This is a genomic window from Acinetobacter sp. V116_7, assembly GCF_056735735.1.
In genome coordinates this window covers 190597-207341 of sequence record NZ_JBWZIF010000026.1, presented here as the reverse complement: position 1 = coordinate 207341, position 16745 = coordinate 190597, and the positions used below count along the sequence as shown (strand labels likewise).

Here is a 16745-nt window from a genome sequence, read left to right as displayed (position 1 = left end):
CCCTAAATATCAATGAAGTATCTACATGGAAGGGCACTGCGTGGGTCAGCTAACAGATGCATCAGTTGTATTACGCTTTGGCTATCAAGCGATTCGTCGTGCGGGTTTGCCAACAGAAGAAATATTAACCAAAGCGGGAGTTGCTTTAAATCAGGTTGATACAAATGCACGTACACCGTTAAGTGCACAGTACGCCTTTTGGACTGCCGCTCAGGAAGTCAGTAAAGATCCAGATATCGGTTTGCATTTAGGCGAGCATTTGCCTTTGTACCGTGGTCAGGTCATTGAACATCTATTTATTAGTAGTGAAACTTTTGGTGAAGGGCTAAAACGGGCCTTGGCTTATCAGCGACTCATTAGTGACGCATTTGATGCGAAACTAGTCATTGAAGAAGGGCGTTGCTATTTAACCAATGGTCAACAGATCGGTGCTGATAATCTTGTTAATCGTCACTTCTCTGAATGTGCAATTTCAGGCATCCTTAGATTTTTTAAATTTATTACCGAAGGGCAATTTCATCCCATCTTCATCGATTTTAATTTTAGCGAAGGTGCTTCTGAGGATGAATATTTCCGAGTGTATGGCTGCCCAGTCAGTTTAGGTCAGAAAGAGACACGTTTATATTTTGATCCAGCTATTCTAGATTTTCAGCTTTGGCAAGCAGAGCCTGAGTTATTGCAGTTGCATGAGCAGCTCGCGATTGAAAAACTACAGGAATTAGCTCGTTATGATTTAGTGGGTGAAGTTCGTCGCGCAATTGGTTCAACGTTGGAAAGTGGAGAAACAACCTTAGAAACGGTTGCAGCTCAGTTGAATATTACTCCACGTCGCTTACGTACTCAGCTAAGTGAAGCCAATACTAGTTTTCAGCAAATCTTGTCAGATTATCGCTGTCGATTAGCTAAAAAACTTTTGGCAAATACCAATGAGAGTGTTGAGCGTATTGTTTATTTAACTGGCTTCTCTGAGCCAAGTACGTTCTACCGCGCATTTAAGCGTTGGACGAATGAGACACCGGTTGAGTACCGTAAGCGTAAACAACACCGGTAGAAACATACAGCATTGGGCTAACTTACTCAGGTAAGTTTAGCCAATGTGGCCCAAGCGGTGGCTGTGGCAAATCAAACTGCTCAGGATAATTACACTGAATAAAATAAAGACCGTCGGGTGGGGCTGTTACTCCTGCCGCTTTACGATCCTGTGCAGCAAACATTGTATCGATATGATCAATTTCATACATACCTTGACCAATTTCAAGTAAGCATCCAACAATGTTGCGAACCATATGGTGTAAAAAACCATCTGCTTCAATATCTAAAACCAAATATCGCCCATGTTCAAATAAGCGGCAATGCGTTACATGTCGAACAGGCTGATTTGATTGGCACGCTGCTGCGCGGAAGCTTTCAAAGTTATGAGTACCTTCAAATTTACTTGCAGCTTCAATCATCTTTTTCACATCTAACTTTTGGTAAACGTGAGTAACCTGTTTATGCAGGAGTGCAGGGCGATGAGGCGTGTTATATATAATGTAGCGGTAACGTCGAGCAGTCGCTTTAAAACGGGCATGAAAACTTTCATCCATCAGCTTAATCCACTGGATGGAAATATCTTTAGGTAATTGGCTATTTGCCCCTCTTAACCACCCTGTCTCTGGACGAATGGCATGAGTATCGAAGTGTGCCACCATATTTGTCGCATGTACTCCTGCATCGGTACGACCAGCACCATGGAGTGCTATAGGTTCATTTGCGACTTTGCTAAGCACACGTTCAATCGTTTCTTGTACGCTGGCAACGCCTGGCTGTTGTGTTTGCCAACCTCGATATTGAACTCCGCTAAATTCAATACCGACTGCATAACGTTGCATGGCTTTACCTCTATTTAATGCAAATTTTCGTTCCAATGGCTGAACCATTGTTCTGGGGTTGAGTATTTTAAATAGATTTGAAGTGCTTTTGCATAGAGATCTGCGTGACTATGGGCATCATTAATGACAATTTTTGCAGTTTTGGCCCAAGCACTAATCGCATAACGTTGATCAATCCCACCAAACGTCACCTGTGTCGCCAAGATTGGAACACAACCATGAGTATACAGTTCATCTAAGGTTGCCAATAATTCAGGGTTTACTGCGATATTGCCTGTACCAAAGCCTTGTAATACCAAAAAGTGTGGTGGGGCAGAGAGTAAGTGACGTAATTGTTGTACCAAGTGCTGTGTTGCAATCGGTTGCATCATCCAGTTTAAAATTTGGAATGAAGCAGCTTTTTCAATTTGAGCATCTTGTACGATCAATTCATTTTGCTGAGGCGTAAACTCAACTTCACTACTTAAACCTGAAAATGCATCGAGTTCAGTTGTATCCGTTTTTAATGCAGTCTGTGCATGGAATACTTGATGATGGAATGCAAGATACGCACCTACAGGTAGGGCAATCACTTGTTCTAATGCAAGATATAAGTTCTCAATTGCATCAGTAAATTCACGAGTATTATCACCTTTAATATTGAGTAACGGGTATTGGCTACCAGTAATCACAATATGACAGCTTTGGCCTAAAAAGCGAGCTAGGGTTGCAGCAGCATAACTAAGAGTATCTGTACCATGAATAACGACGAAGTGCTGATAACCTTCGAGTTGGAGCTGTTGTATACGTTGAATAAGACTTAGCCAATCGGGCGCTGTACAAGCGCTGCTATCTACAATATTTGGGGCAGCAAAACAGTCAACTGTTAAGTGGGGTGGTATAACTTTTTCAAGTTGAGGCAAGAATTGGTCATATGGCATAGGCGCTAAAGGTTCACCTACACAGCCAAAAGTACCACCCATATAAAATAAGGCAATTTTTTTCATCTTTTTCAGGCACAAAAGCAGTCATCTTTGACTGCTTATGGTAAAACGATCGGCCTTAAGAAGCTATGCGATTTAGTAGATTTTTCGCGCGTTGTTGTTGCTCTGTGTTGAATTTTTGCTCATTACTTGCCAACAAGGCATGTGCTGCTGGGTAAGCACCTAATTTGATGTATTGTTCTGCAAGTTGTAAGTCGAGCTCATTTTCATCTAACTGTTTTAATTCTGGAAATGCATCTAGAAGTGGATCCTCTATTTGAGTTTGAGTCGCCTCTTCATTGACTACATCTATATGGTTTGGAGTTTCAATCTCTGGTGCTGTAACTAACGCTGGCTCATCTATCGAAAACTCAAGAGGGGCGATTGAAGTTGCTTCTAATGGCACTTGTTCTACGAGTGTAAGTTCATCTAATGATGGAGCTTGTTCAACAGATTTGGTCTCTGAACTTGAAGGATTTAAGTCAAGGTTGAAATCTAAAGCATTGACGCTGTTCTCTTGATCTGCTTTTACCTCTAGTGCTTGAGTTTTTTCCTCAGTTTCATGAAGAGGTGCCAAGTCAAAAGAAAACTCTAAATCAGCTAGCTCATTTGTTTCTTGAGATGACGATACTTCGGATACTTGCTGAGATGTTGATACTTCTGGTTCATGTATAGGTTGGCTGGTAGTTTCTGTAGCAGCAGTTTTTTCGAGTGAAAAGTTAAATTCTAAAGGTTTAACTTCAACAGCAGGTTCTTGTTTTACAGGTGTATAGTCTTTCTGCAAGTCATCAAAAGAAGCTTCAGAAGAACTTGTTGTTAACTGGTCAAACTGAGCTGTAGTGTCTGGTGTATTTTTGGGTTCTTCATATGTTTGAGCTTGAGGAAAATCAATAGCATCAGGTTGTCTTGATGACTCATATTCTTTTTGTCTAGTTTCTGCTTGAGTCGCTATTTCATTGAGTGCCAAGCTACGAATATGGCTAATCAGTTGTGTTATAGCAAACTCATCTTTCTGTGCAATATGAACTTCAAGTAACAGTAAATAAAGCGCATGCTGAGTATTGTCTTTTTTTAACGCCTGATTGACTTGAGCTTCAGCAGCTGAATATTGCTTTTCTTGAATGAGCTGTTGAATTTTTTGACGTACAGCTTCTGGAACAGGAGTGCTTTGTGGAACAGGTGGAAGAATGTCTTCTACTACATTTACTTTGCTTTTTTCACGCGAGCTTTTACTCGATTTAGAGTTCGCTTTTTTATTGGTTTTTTTGTTTACCGTTTTAGGAGAAGTGGCCTCTTGTTTCTGGCTATTCTCGCGTTTTTTAAAAATAACAGCGACCACGAGTAATATGATGAACGGAATCACATATAACATTACTTTCCCCTTAAAAAATAAATATTTGCAATATAAAGCAAGCTAACTCTGATTTTAACTTAATGTTTTTGTTTGTGAGTTTGTTGCTGTGCTTTTAACTGCTGTTGTAACTCTGCCAAGCGTGCATTCAAAAGTTGAATACGCTGGTCTTTTAAACGTAAAGTTTGATTTAGTTTGGTTACATTCCTTTGTAATGTAACGTTTTTTTCTCTTTTTGTCATAACTTTTACTGCTAACTCAGTATTGTTTTGACTTTGTTGTGTGCTCTTTTTAGCACTTCCATGTGTAGAATTTTGGCTGTTTTCAGCCACGATACTCATTTCTGCTTGTTGCAATCGGTATTTAGCTTGGCCAGAAGATGATTTTGCAGTATGTGTTATTTCTGTTTTTGATTTATTTTGCTGAGTTTTAGCGACAGGAGTGTGGCTAAGTTTTAGAGAAATTCCCTGACGTAAACGGTTTACATCACCTTGAATAAAAGCATGCTGGTTTTGTTTTTGGATATCATTCATGACCTTTGCAACTGGCTGTTTGGTTTTCGCTGCAATACGATTAGCAATGCTCCATAAAGATTCATTATGTTGTACTACATATTTACCTGAAGTTACTGGTCCTTTAGATGGACTTAGGGTTTGTTTCTTTGCAGTATTTTGACTGATATTTTTGGATGGAACAGGCTTCTTTTGTCCTGCTAAATTTTTAACGGTTGTCTTTGGCGAAGTATGGGCATTTGACTTAGTGATAGTGGGTTTGGTTTGTGCCTGATCGGGCGCCGTACCTGTTACAACTTGTTGAGCTGCTAGAGCTGAAGCGTTTTCACTAAGTGAGGGTGTTGAATTCGTATTTAATGCAGAGGCAGTGCCAGAGCTGATATTAAGATTTTGTTCACTATTAGAGTTTGTTGTAGTTGGGGTCGAAGTTGATGAAGCATATTGGGTGCTTTCTGGCAGATTTAATGCAATATCCTTCTCATTAACAACAAACTGAGGAGATAAAGTACTTTCGTTATTTTCAGTCTTTTTTATCGGAGAAGGTTTAATTACAGTTTTAATATGCTGTAAACGCGTTGCAGCACCTTCACTGATTTTCACAACAATATTAAGTTCAGGATCATTAACAGGTCGGGAAGAGGTAATCACAATAACCCCAGAACCTTGACCATTTTGACGTGTATAAAAATTAAGATTTCCCGGAGGCTGATGAGTTACACCCAAAGCGCTTAAATCTTCAGGAGTCGCTAAACTCACTTGTAATGTAGCGTTGGGGTCAGCTTGTTGGAAATTCATTTCTGCATATAACAAATCCCCGGGCGCAGACTGAATTTGTATAGGGTCTAATGTAATCGCATAAAGAGAAGGCGAAGACATAATGGTGAAAATGGCAATTTTTAATTTGTTATAAACAGTCATCTCAATCCATGACCTAATAAGTCGTAAAGTCGTTCAAAATTATACAATAATGAAATGTAAATAAATTGTAAAATTTTTACAAACTAGTTACGAAAAAGCCGATCTAATGTGATCGGCTTTTCGTTTTGACTGAATAATTCAGACCAAATTATGAGCTCTTGTATTCTACTAAGATACGTAACATGCGACGTAAAGGTTCAGCAGCACCCCAAAGTAACTGATCACCTACTGTGAATGCGCCTAAATATTCTTTACCCATATTAAGTTTGCGCAAACGGCCAACAGGTACAGTTAAGGTACCAGTTACAGCCACAGGTGTAAGGTCAGTCATAGACGCTTCACGAGTGTTTGGTACAACTTTCGCCCATTGGTTTGAAGTACGAATCATATCTTCGATTTCATCAAGCGGAACATCTTTTTTCAACTTGATTGTCAGTGCTTGAGAGTGACAACGCATTGCGCCAATGCGGACACAGTGGCCATCGATTGGAACAATTTGTGAATTACCCAAGATCTTGTTGGTTTCAACCTGACCTTTCCACTCTTCTTTTGACTGACCGCTTTCGAGCTGTTTATCAATATAAGGAATCAACGATCCAGCTAATGGCACGCCAAAGTTAGCAGATGGGAAACCTTCGCCACGTTGTAACTCAGCAACTTGACGATCAATATCCAAAATTGCAGATTTAGGATCATCTAACAATGTTTTGGTATTGTTATATAAGTAGCCCATACCAGTAATTAGCTCACGCATGTTTTGTGCACCAGCGCCTGATGCTGCTTGATAAGTCATAGCAGTCATCCACTCCACCAAATTGTTTTGGAAAAGTGAACCTACACCCATCAACATAAGCGATACTGTACAGTTACCACCTACGAAAGTTTTGGTGCCGTTAACCAAGCCGTCTTTAATGACGTTAAGGTTTACTGGGTCAAGAACGATGATCGCATCATCTGACATACGTAAAGTAGAGGCTGCATCAATCCAGTAGCCATCCCAACCAGTCGCTTTTAACTGTGGGAAAACTTCAGACGTATAGTCACCACCTTGACAGGTAATAATGACATCCATTTGCTTCAGACTATTAATGTCTGTAGCTTCCATAAGTGCTGGGGCAGTCTTACCACCAAATGAAGGAGCTTCACCACCTGCATTACTGGTAGAGAAATAAAATGGCTCAATATGAGCAAAATCATTCTCTTCAACCATACGTTGCATAAGGACGGAACCGACCATCCCGCGCCAACCGACCAGACCTACTTTCATGTCATTTTGCCTCGGTGCGTTAAAATTGTTAGGGGGAGTTGAGTGTATCAAAAGTGTCCACAACTGCAAGCGTTACAGAAACAAAACACCATGTTTATTGAGTAGAATATCTTGTTTATGTTACATACAAAATTGATAAAGATGACAAAAAATTTAAAAACCAAATCATCTTAAAAGAGAAAATTCAATGATTTATGTCGAAGTTCTAGCTGGTCTGGTGATTTGGTTAAGTTTCTGGTCACTTATTCCTCGTGATGAGTGGTGGTTTCGTGGCGCCGATTTTCCTCGTTTGCAGATTCTATTTGTTGGTCTATTAGCCTTTGTTGGTATGCTGTTTTGGCCTGGCGAATGGAATCTATGGCGTGAAATAGTGCTTGCTGTGCTTATGGCGGCCATCGCCTATCAGCTTAAAATGGTTTTGCCTTATACCTTGCTCTGGAGAAAACAGGTTAAACAGGTCAAATCATCCCAGTTAGACCAACAAAAGCAAATTTCATTAATTGTATCGAATGTTCTAACCCCAAATGATAAATATCATTTATTGCTTGAACAGATCAGGACATTAAAACCAGATTTGTTACTTACATTGGAAAGTGATAAGACTTGGGAAAATGCTTTAAAAGAAATTGAAGAAGATTATCCTTATCGCGTTCCCGTGCCTTTAGATAATTTATACGGCATGCATTTATATAGTCGATTATCTCTATCGAATACTGAAGTTAAATTTATTTTAAGTGATGAAATTCCATCTATTCATACTACTGTGACCTTACGATCGGGTATGCCAGTTCAACTCTATTGTTTACATCCGAAGCCACCGAGTCCAACCGAGGCGAAAGATTCGACTTTACGTGATGCAGAGCTTTTAATTGTTGGCGACCAGATTAAAGACTTAGATGAAAGCTGTATTGTGATGGGAGATTTAAACGATGTAGCGTGGTCACGTACTACTCGTTTGTTCCAGCGGATTAGTGGGTTACTTGATCCACGAGTTGGGCGACATTTTATTAATACTTTTCATGCAGATTACCCATTGCTGCGTTGGTCTTTAGATCATATTTTTCATAGTACCGATTTTGGTTTAGTTAAAATGCAGCGTTTACCACATATTGGATCTGATCATTTTCCTGTATATGTAGTTTTGCAGACTGGCCGAATATTTGAACATATTCAAGAAGAGTTAGAACAAACTCAAACCGATGAAGAAGAGGCTCAAAGCGCCATACAAGAAGGGATTGCAAAGGCTGAAAAAGAAGAAAAAATTGTGACTGATAAAATTGCACAGCCTTATAAATAAAAAGAATATAAAAATTGATGTAAGCAATATCGTACAAAGATTTGAGTCTAGGGCGAATAGGCAGGGGGGGATAAAAACCTTATTCTACATTCATCGGCACACGGAAACGGGAATGGACAATCCCACGTAAGGATACACAAAGCTGATATGGAATAGCATCACGGATTAGATGTTGGAACGGAAACGATAAAAATAACGATTAACCTGAAAGCACAACCTCATTTACCCGAGTTTTGCAGGACGCAGAACTCGGGTTAATATTTTATATATACCATATTTAATTTATCGTAAAAAAAGAAATATTTTTAAGTTAATCTTAATTTTAAAATCTATCTAATGATAGGTAAGCACTCATGTATATCTAAGTCATTTTCAATGAAAATAGATACAATTTTTTTTTCAGATAAGTTTCTGTTTTTATAGATTATTGATGAATAAATATGGGTTTTCATCTGTTTAGAGATAAATTGGGGTTGTTTAATTAGCAAATCTCAATAGAATGTGCCGATCGTTGACATGTTGGATCGTCAACAGGCATTGTTGTTTATCTCGTCAGATCGGCGAGTTGTGATTTGTTTGTGCATTTAAATTTCTGTTTGGAAATTACTGTACATATTGAGGTTTCACTCTTAGTTAGTGGTCTTCTCCCTCTCATATTTGATACTTTGCGGTGCATAAGGATTGTCTTATGAAGAATTTTAAATTTAGCCTTGCTTGGCAAATTTTAATTGCTTTAATCCTAGGGATAGTTGTCGGGGCTGTTTTACATAATCAGCCTGAAATCAAAGACAGTATTGTAACTAATGTTCTTACGCCACTTGGTAAGATTTTCATTAGCCTGATTAAAATGATTGTTATTCCAATCGTTTTCTCTACCTTGATTTTAGGTATTGCAGGTGTTGGCAGTACGAAAAGTTTAGGGCGACTTGGTTTTAAAACCATTCTCTATTTTGAAATTATTACCACTATTGCTATTTTGGTGGGCTTAGTTGCAGCGAATATCTTCCATCCAGGTTCAGGCATTGATATGTCTCAACTGGTTCAAACTGATATTTCTCAATATAAGCATACAACTGAAGAAGTTCAGTCACAGTCTCATGGCATTATGCAGACAATATTATCGCTTATCCCAACGAACATTATTAGTTCAATGGCGCATGGCGAAATGTTACCTGTGATTTTCTTTGCTGTGTTATTTGGTATTGGTTTGTCTTCATTACCAGCAACAACTAAAGATCCATTATTAAACGTATTTCATGCTGTATCGGAAACAATGTTCCGTGTAACGCACATCATCATGAAATATGCGCCAGTGGGTGTGTTTGGTTTGATTGCAGTAACGGTTGCAAACTTCGGTTTCGCTTCGCTTATCCCTTTAGGCAAGTTAGTCGTGTTGGTATATGGCGCGATCTTGTTCTTTGCTTTGGTGGTACTTGGTTTAACTGCAAAAATGTTCAGCATCAATATCTTTACTTTGTTTAAGATTTTGAAAGATGAATTAATTTTGGCATATTCAACTGCAAGCTCTGAAACAGTTTTACCGCGTATTATGCAAAAGATGGAAGCTTATGGCGCGCCTAAAGCAATTTCTAGTTTTGTAATCCCAACAGGTTATTCATTTAATCTTGACGGTTCTACGCTTTACCAAAGTATCGCGGCAATCTTTATTGCACAGCTTTACGGTATTGAAATGTCAATTAGCCAACAGGTGATTTTAGTTGTAACTTTAATGATTACTTCTAAAGGTATTGCGGGTGTTCCTGGCGTATCATTTGTTGTGTTATTAGCAACATTAGGTAGTGTTGGTATTCCTGTAGAAGGCTTGGCATTTATTGCTGGTGTTGACCGTATCATGGATATGGCACGTACCGCATTGAATGTTGTAGGTAATGCACTTGCAGTACTTGTGATTAGTAAATGGGAAAAACAATACGACTATGAAAAAGCAGCAGCTTATGAAGCATCGCTTAAATAAAGCTGACTTTTTATTGTTGTAATAAAAACCCGCGTTGATCGCGGGTTTTTTTATGGGGTTATTTCAGTACAGATTCATATAGAGCCAGTGTTTGATCACACATGTCTTTCAAGCTAAACCTGGTAACAGGGGCAACGACTTGAGGCTGTTCAATATGCTGTCTAACTGTTTCCAGTAAAGCCTTTTCATTTCCTACTTCAACAAGACCTTGTGTATAGATATTCGATAAAATCTCGGCTACGCCTCCACGATTCCAGCCAATGACTGGAGTACCTACTGAAAGCGCTTCTAATGCTGTTCTACCGAATGTTTCTGCCTGATTGGATAGAGAGAGCACAATGTCACTAAAAGCGAGCCATTCGCGAATATCTGAGCGATGACCTACAAAGGTAATTTTATCTGTGAGTCCTTTGCTTTGAATGGTACTCTGCAACTCGCTTAGATAGGCCTGTTTTTTTGCATCGGCACCACCAACAACTACCGCATGTAGCTGAGGATATTGTTCACCTAGTTTTTGCATCAATTCAATTAAGCTTTCATGTCCTTTTAAACGCGTAATACGGCCAGGTAAGCATAGTAAGAATTTATTTTCGAGTTCAGGAAAGTCATTAAAAACTTGATTAAACCATTGTGCTGATGGCTGATAATTATGTGGAAACGCGGCTGGGTCAATTCCTCGATAAATTCGAACAATATCTTGGGGAGGGCAGTTTTTATAATGGTCAGTGATGTATTTAACTACACTATCTGAAACAGCAATCACTTTTTCGGCTTGCGTCATAATCGCACTATAACGATTGACTGAATAAAAGCCATGCACCGTGCTAATGAGGTGAGGGCGTTTGTTCGCATGTATTTTTCTCAAAGCAAAGTGAGTCAGCCAAGCAGGTACACGTGAACGTACATGAACAATATCGGGTTGATGCTGTTCAATTAGCTGACGTAATGGACGGATTTGCCACAAGCTTGAAAGCGACTTTTTATGAATGGGTAGCGTTAAGTGAGTAGAACCTTCAGCTTCGAGCTGTGAGACCAAGCGACCACCGTTTGAAACAACCAATGATTGGTGGCCTTGTGCAACGAGCGCACGTGCAATTTCTAGTGTGCCGCGTTCTACGCCACCGCTATTGAGTTCTGGGAGAAGTTGCATCACTTTCATTGTTTTTTGCCTTTAGGTTGTAGCAAAGCGGGGTCTTACGGTTTATTCATTCAATAGGTGGAGTTTACTCCTTACTTTTGTTTTGGCAAAAGTAACAAAACCATTTGTTGGACTACGACATCATGGATGTGTCGTTAGTCCAACAGGCGACATCCTTGTCGCCTTCGCACGATAGTACATACTGGTGTTTATTTAGATGTTTATAACTACAGTGCGGTCATTACAGAAGATTATTTAATAGATCTCTTTATATCCCTCAGGACGTGTCTTAAATCGACGGTGGAACCACATATATTGAGTCGGTGCAATGCGAAGTTGATTTTCAATAATTTTATTGACGCGTGTTGCATCATCAACTTCGTCTTCACTTGGCATATTGTCGACCGCAGGTTCAATCAGAACGTGATATTTCGGGTTCTTAATATCTCCATGGCGATAGAAATATAAAGGCACGGCGACTGCTTTTGAGATTTTTAATAAGCGGCGGTGTGCAGTTACTGTGGCAGCAGGTACGCCAAAAAACGGTGCCATAACACCTTGTTTAAGTCCAAAGTCTTGGTCGGGGCTATACCAAATTGCATCGCCATCTTTAAGGTGACGAATTAAACCCCGCATATCATCATGGTCGATTTGTGCTTTATAAATCGTGCCACGGCAACGATAAATGAGCATATCGAGCAATGGATTATTTTGAGGTCGATAGACAACATCTGGTTCAAAATACTGAGCACAAACATAGCCGCCAGCATCAAGAAGCGTGCTGTGAGTCCCTAGTAATAAAACACCTTTGCCCTGAGCTTGGGCATTGGTAATGTGCTCTAAACCTTCAATCGTGACTCGGTTTTTAAACCAGCGTGGGCTGTACCATGCATTTAAGGTTTCAAATACCCCAAGCATCATATCGACGAAAACTTGTTGAGCTTGTTGTTGAACCTTATCGGCAGACCATTCAGGAAAGCAGACTTCTAAATTACGAATAGTGGTTTTACGGCGTGATTTTAGATATTTCCAAGCCAGATGAGCGACGCCATGCGCCAGACGCCATTGTATGGCCCAAGGTAAAATAGCCAAAAGCATTAAAAAGACAATAGCAATCCAAACACCCCAATATTTAGGCAATAAAAAGGACCATTGAAATTCACCGGGCGTATAAGGCTGCTTTTGGCTCATAACGATATAAAGAGTTCAAAAAGTTAAAACAGGCAAAAGTGTATCACGAACTGAATTTATCGTCGTAATACACTGTTCAATTGAGTGTTAAGAAGGGATGAAATAAGACGGTCGAGTTATCGGCGATTTTCTAAAAGAATTTTAACAGCGAGTCCAGCTAATACTGTTCCCATGAGCCAGCGTTGTATATTTGCCCAAAGAGGTTTTTGTTGTAGAAAAAGGGCAATGCTACCCGCAGAAAGTACAATAAGCGCATTTACTGAAACGCTGACAAAAATTTGAATCGTACCGAGTTGAATTGATTGCCACAAAATACTGCCTTGTTGTGGGTGAATAAACTGTGGCAGTAAAGATAAATACATAATGGCAATTTTCGGATTAAGCAGGTTGGTCGCAAAACCCATTAAAAAAAGTTTAGCAGGGGAATCTACTGATAAATCTTTTACATTGAAAATCGGAGCGGCATTTGGACGTAGTGCTTTCCATGCAAGCCAGAGTAAATAAATCGCACCAGCAATACGAATAGTATCGTAAGCATAAGGAACGGCCACAATTAACGCCGTAATACCAAAAGATGCGCAAAGCATATAAAAGATAAAGCCTACAGCTACGCCACCTAAAGAGATAAATCCAGCGGTTTTCCCTTGGCAAATTGAGCGGGAAATAAGGTAAATCATATTGGGACCAGGAGTGAGTACCATCGCCAAACAAATTAGTCCAAATGCTAAAATTTGAGAAAGCTCCAGCATGCCAAAACACTCCAATATTATTATGCTGTTAGATATAACATAATTATTTTTATAAGTCCTATATTCAAGCACAAGGCTATTTTAAAATACTAAAAATAGCCAAGATATAATCCATGATAGGAATGTGATTTATAAGCTTTAAGTTTTTAAAAGCTTATATTCACAATATAAAAAAGAGCCTGCTTAATTTAAGAAGGCTCTTTTTTTAGGGTCTTTTTAGGAAAGTAAAACGAATTAGTTTCCTTTGCTCATTTGTTCAAGCACGTCCCAACGTTCCAATTTTTCAAGCAGTAATTCTTCAATTTCTGCTAGGCGTTGGCTTGCTTGTGTCGCAGCATCTGCATCTTTAACAAACCATGAACCATCTGCAAGTTTCTCAGAAAGTTCTGCTTGTTCCTTTTCTAAGTTTTCAATTTCAGCGGGTAATTGTTCAAGTTCACGCTGATCTTTATAACTCAGTTTGACCTTTTTAACGGTACTTTGGGCAGCAGCTTTTTCCGCTTCAGCTTTCGCCTGAGCTTTTTTAACATCAGATTTTTGATCGACTACTTTGTCATCTGGACGTTGCTGCAAATAGTCTTGGTAGCCACCGATGTATTCTGCAATATTGCCTTTACCATCAAATACCCACGTAGATGTTACTACGTTATCCATAAATGCACGGTCATGGCTAATGAGAAGCAACGTGCCTTTGTAATCAGACAACATTTCTTCTAGAAGCTCTAGAGTCACCATATCCAAGTCATTGGTTGGCTCATCCATTACAATTAGATTCGATGGTTTGAGTAGCAATTTAGCCAGTAAGATTCGATTTCGCTCACCACCAGAAAGTGCTTTTACTGGAGTACGAGCACGTTCAGGTGAAAATAAGAAGTCTTGAAGGTAGCTGTAGATATGACGACGGTTGCCATTTACATCAACGAAGTCAGAGCCTTCTGAAACGTTTGCCATTACCGTTTTTTCAAGGTCTAAGGCATTACGTAATTGGTCAAAATAGGCAACTTCTAACTGTGTACCTGTTTTAACTGAACCGCCATGTTCGATTTCACCTAAAATGGCTTTAATCAACGTAGTTTTACCAACGCCGTTATCACCTACCAGACCAATACGATCACCACGCATGACAAGGGTAGAGAAATCTTTGATCAGTAAGTTATCATCGTAAGCAACGCTTAAATGTTCGATATCAAATACTAATTTACCTGAACGATTCGCATCTTGAGTTGCCATACTCACTTTACCTTGTTGTGAGCGGCGTGCTTTCGATTCTTCACGTAAAGCTTTTAAAGCACGAACACGGCCTTCATTACGGGTACGACGTGCTTTAATACCTTGGCGAATCCAAGCCTCTTCTTCAGCTAACTTTTTATCAAATAAAGCATTCTGTTTTTCTTCTGCTTCCATTTGCTGAGCTTTTAGCTCTAAATAGCGAGAATAATTGCCTTCATAACCTCGTAAAATACCGCGGTCGAGTTCCACAATTCGAGTTGCAATGCTATCTACAAAAGAACGGTCATGCGAAATAAATAGAAGTGTTAAATTATTTTGATCGAGTAAGAATTTTTCTAACCATTCAATACTTTCAACATCTAAATGGTTCGTTGGTTCGTCTAGAAGTAATACGTCTGGCTGTGTTAAAAGAGCACGTGCAAGTAATACACGGCGTTTACGTCCACCTGACAGGTCTGCTAAGTCTGCATTTGGATCAAGCCCCATTTTACTTAAAAGAGCATTTACCTTATTTTCTAATGCCCAACCATCTAGTTGGTCTAGCTTATGCTGAAGGTTACCCATGCGATCACAGGCTTCCATATCTCCTAACATACAAGCGTCGGTCGCTTCATGATAAGCTCTGAGTACTTCAGAAGCTTCGCCTGCACCATCTGCCACAATGTCAGCTACTTTGCCAGAATCCATTGGAACGTCTTGGGCTAACATTGAAACAGTTAGACCATTTTGAATGGAAACTTCACCAGAATCTGGTAATAGGCTTCCCTCGATCAGTTTAAGTAAAGTAGACTTACCTTCACCATTACGCCCAATTAAACAGACTCGTTCGCCACGTTCTAGATTAAAGTTCGCGCCATCGAGTAGGGCAGGTCCGCCAAAGGCAAGTTGGACATCCCTTAGGGTAATATAGGCCATAATGTTTTCCAGAATCTCAAATGAGGATTTAAATGACTAAACCACCATATCATGATGATCAAGCGTCATTGTCCGCACCCATTGAAGATTTGCAAGTGCGAATTACATTTTTGGATGATTTAGTTGAAGAATTAAATCAACAACTCGCTATTCAGACCCAAGAAATAGCTGATTTAAAAAAACAAATGCAATTTCTTTATCAACGTGTGGAATCATCGGATTTATCAGAAGGTATTGCCGCTTTTGACCCATTAACCAATAAACCTCCTCACTATTAATAAAATGGCAAGTTCAACACTTGCCATTTTATTAGGGAATATCTTCACTTTTACTTAAAAACCATGTAATACGATTTTCCCTTTTGTTGTGCCGCTTTCAATTTGTTGATGAACTCGTTTTAAATTTTCAGCATTAACTGGACTTATAACCTCGGTTACAGTCGTCTTGATTCTTCCTTCATCAACCAGTTTGCTGACTTCATTTAATAGTTCACTTTGTTTTTGCATATCTTCGGTCTGGAACAGTGAACGTGTAAACATAAACTCCCAATGCACCGATACTGACTTCGATTTGAAAGGCTTAATATCTAACTGTGCTGGATCATCAATTAAGCCAAAATGACCTTGTGGCGCAATCAACTCTACGACATCTGATAAATGCTGATCTGTTTGAGTGGTTGAGAATACATATAAAGGTGCAGTTAAGCCTAATTGCTTGATTTGGGGTGCTAAAGGTTGACGGTGATCTAACACATAATCTGCTCCAAGTTGCTTAACCCATTCTTGAGTTTCTGCTCGTGAAGCTGTTGCAATAATTGTTAGGTTAGTCAGCTGCTTAAGAAGTTGAATGGTGATTGAACCTACACCACCAGCTCCGCCAATTACTAATATTGATGTATTTTCTGGAGCAGCTTTGGGTACTTGTAACCGATCAAATAGCATTTCCCATGCCGTGATAGCAGTTAAAGGAAGAGCCGCTGCTTCAGTTGCTTCTAAAGTTTTTGGTTTATGCCCCACAATACGTTCATCAACCAATTGCAATTCACTATTACTGCCTTGGCGATTGAGTGCACCTGCATACCAGACTGCATCTCCGACTTTAAATTGCGACACTTGATCTCCAATCGCTTCAACGATGCCTACTGCATCCCAACCAAGAGTTTTCCACTGATTATTTTCTGGATTTACATTGTTGCGAATTTTTGTATCAACCGGATTAACTGAAATCGCCTGAATACGAACAAGTAAATCACGACCTTCTGCAACGGGAGTGTCGAGTTCAATATTAACGAGTGCTTCTGGTGACGTAATGGGACCTGCTTTTTGATATGCCACAGCTTTCATAATCATAATTCCTCTTGTTGAGAGTT

14 protein-coding genes are annotated in these 16745 nt (G+C 39.5%); 4 read left to right on the top strand and 10 right to left on the bottom strand.

Features of this window, described 5'->3' with window-relative positions; all coding sequences use genetic code 11:
* Positions 1-40 precede the first annotated feature (40 nt).
* The gene (locus tag AC1PJP_RS12090) at positions 41-1051 is read left to right on the top strand and encodes an AraC family transcriptional regulator (protein ID WP_005302061.1); all 1011 of its coding nucleotides are present in this window, start codon (positions 41-43) and stop codon (positions 1049-1051) included.
* Positions 1052-1073: 22 nt separating this feature from the next.
* Here the strand turns inward: AC1PJP_RS12090 and truA are convergent, their stop codons facing one another.
* From truA to asd, 5 genes are all read right to left on the bottom strand, one after another.
* Positions 1074-1871: a tRNA pseudouridine(38-40) synthase TruA gene (truA, locus tag AC1PJP_RS12085; RefSeq protein WP_416662528.1), complete on the bottom strand. Its 798-nt coding sequence runs from the start codon at positions 1869-1871 to the stop codon at positions 1074-1076.
* A gap of 14 nt (positions 1872-1885) precedes the next feature.
* Complete coding sequence (locus AC1PJP_RS12080) at positions 1886-2857, bottom strand: asparaginase (protein ID WP_479767031.1); 972 nt, start codon at positions 2855-2857, stop codon at positions 1886-1888.
* Between the two features lie 55 nt (positions 2858-2912).
* The gene (locus AC1PJP_RS12075) at positions 2913-4205 is read right to left on the bottom strand and encodes a hypothetical protein (protein ID WP_479767030.1); all 1293 of its coding nucleotides are present in this window, start codon (positions 4203-4205) and stop codon (positions 2913-2915) included.
* Positions 4206-4264: 59 nt separating this feature from the next.
* Positions 4265-5614 (bottom strand): type IV pilus assembly protein FimV, encoded by a 1350-nt coding sequence (locus tag AC1PJP_RS12070; protein WP_479767029.1) that lies wholly within the window; start codon positions 5612-5614, stop codon positions 4265-4267.
* 148 nt (positions 5615-5762) lie between these two features.
* Positions 5763-6881, bottom strand: coding sequence for an aspartate-semialdehyde dehydrogenase (gene asd, locus AC1PJP_RS12065; protein WP_004794839.1), 1119 nt, complete (start codon positions 6879-6881; stop codon positions 5763-5765).
* Between the two features lie 187 nt (positions 6882-7068).
* Between asd and AC1PJP_RS12060 the strand changes: the two genes are divergently transcribed.
* A complete protein-coding gene (locus AC1PJP_RS12060) occupies positions 7069-8178 on the top strand; it encodes an endonuclease/exonuclease/phosphatase family protein (protein ID WP_013199019.1) in 1110 nt (369 codons plus the stop codon).
* Positions 8179-8866: 688 nt separating this feature from the next.
* Positions 8867-10153 carry a glutamate/aspartate:proton symporter GltP gene (gltP, locus tag AC1PJP_RS12055; RefSeq protein ID WP_004794835.1) on the top strand — a complete coding sequence of 429 codons (1287 nt, stop codon included), beginning with the start codon at positions 8867-8869 and terminating at the stop codon, positions 10151-10153.
* A 58-nt stretch (positions 10154-10211) separates the two neighbouring features.
* Here gltP and AC1PJP_RS12050 read toward each other — a convergent pair whose 3' ends face one another.
* The 4 genes from AC1PJP_RS12050 to AC1PJP_RS12035 form a co-directional block, all read right to left on the bottom strand.
* Positions 10212-11312 (bottom strand): glycosyltransferase family 4 protein, encoded by a 1101-nt coding sequence (locus AC1PJP_RS12050; RefSeq protein ID WP_479767028.1) that lies wholly within the window; start codon positions 11310-11312, stop codon positions 10212-10214.
* Between the two features lie 234 nt (positions 11313-11546).
* The gene (locus AC1PJP_RS12045; protein ID WP_479767027.1) at positions 11547-12482 is read right to left on the bottom strand and encodes an LpxL/LpxP family acyltransferase; all 936 of its coding nucleotides are present in this window, start codon (positions 12480-12482) and stop codon (positions 11547-11549) included.
* 116 nt (positions 12483-12598) lie between these two features.
* A complete protein-coding gene (locus AC1PJP_RS12040; RefSeq protein WP_004794830.1) occupies positions 12599-13231 on the bottom strand; it encodes a LysE family translocator in 633 nt (210 codons plus the stop codon).
* A gap of 234 nt (positions 13232-13465) precedes the next feature.
* Positions 13466-15376, bottom strand: a complete 1911-nt coding sequence (locus AC1PJP_RS12035; RefSeq protein ID WP_111855546.1) for an ATP-binding cassette domain-containing protein — start codon at positions 15374-15376, stop codon at positions 13466-13468.
* A 32-nt stretch (positions 15377-15408) separates the two neighbouring features.
* Between AC1PJP_RS12035 and AC1PJP_RS12030 the strand changes: the two genes are divergently transcribed.
* Positions 15409-15654, top strand: a complete 246-nt coding sequence (locus tag AC1PJP_RS12030) for a SlyX family protein (protein ID WP_440206708.1) — start codon at positions 15409-15411, stop codon at positions 15652-15654.
* Between the two features lie 54 nt (positions 15655-15708).
* Here AC1PJP_RS12030 and AC1PJP_RS12025 read toward each other — a convergent pair whose 3' ends face one another.
* Complete coding sequence (locus AC1PJP_RS12025) at positions 15709-16719, bottom strand: zinc-binding alcohol dehydrogenase family protein (protein WP_479767026.1); 1011 nt, start codon at positions 16717-16719, stop codon at positions 15709-15711.
* Positions 16720-16745 lie beyond the last annotated feature (26 nt).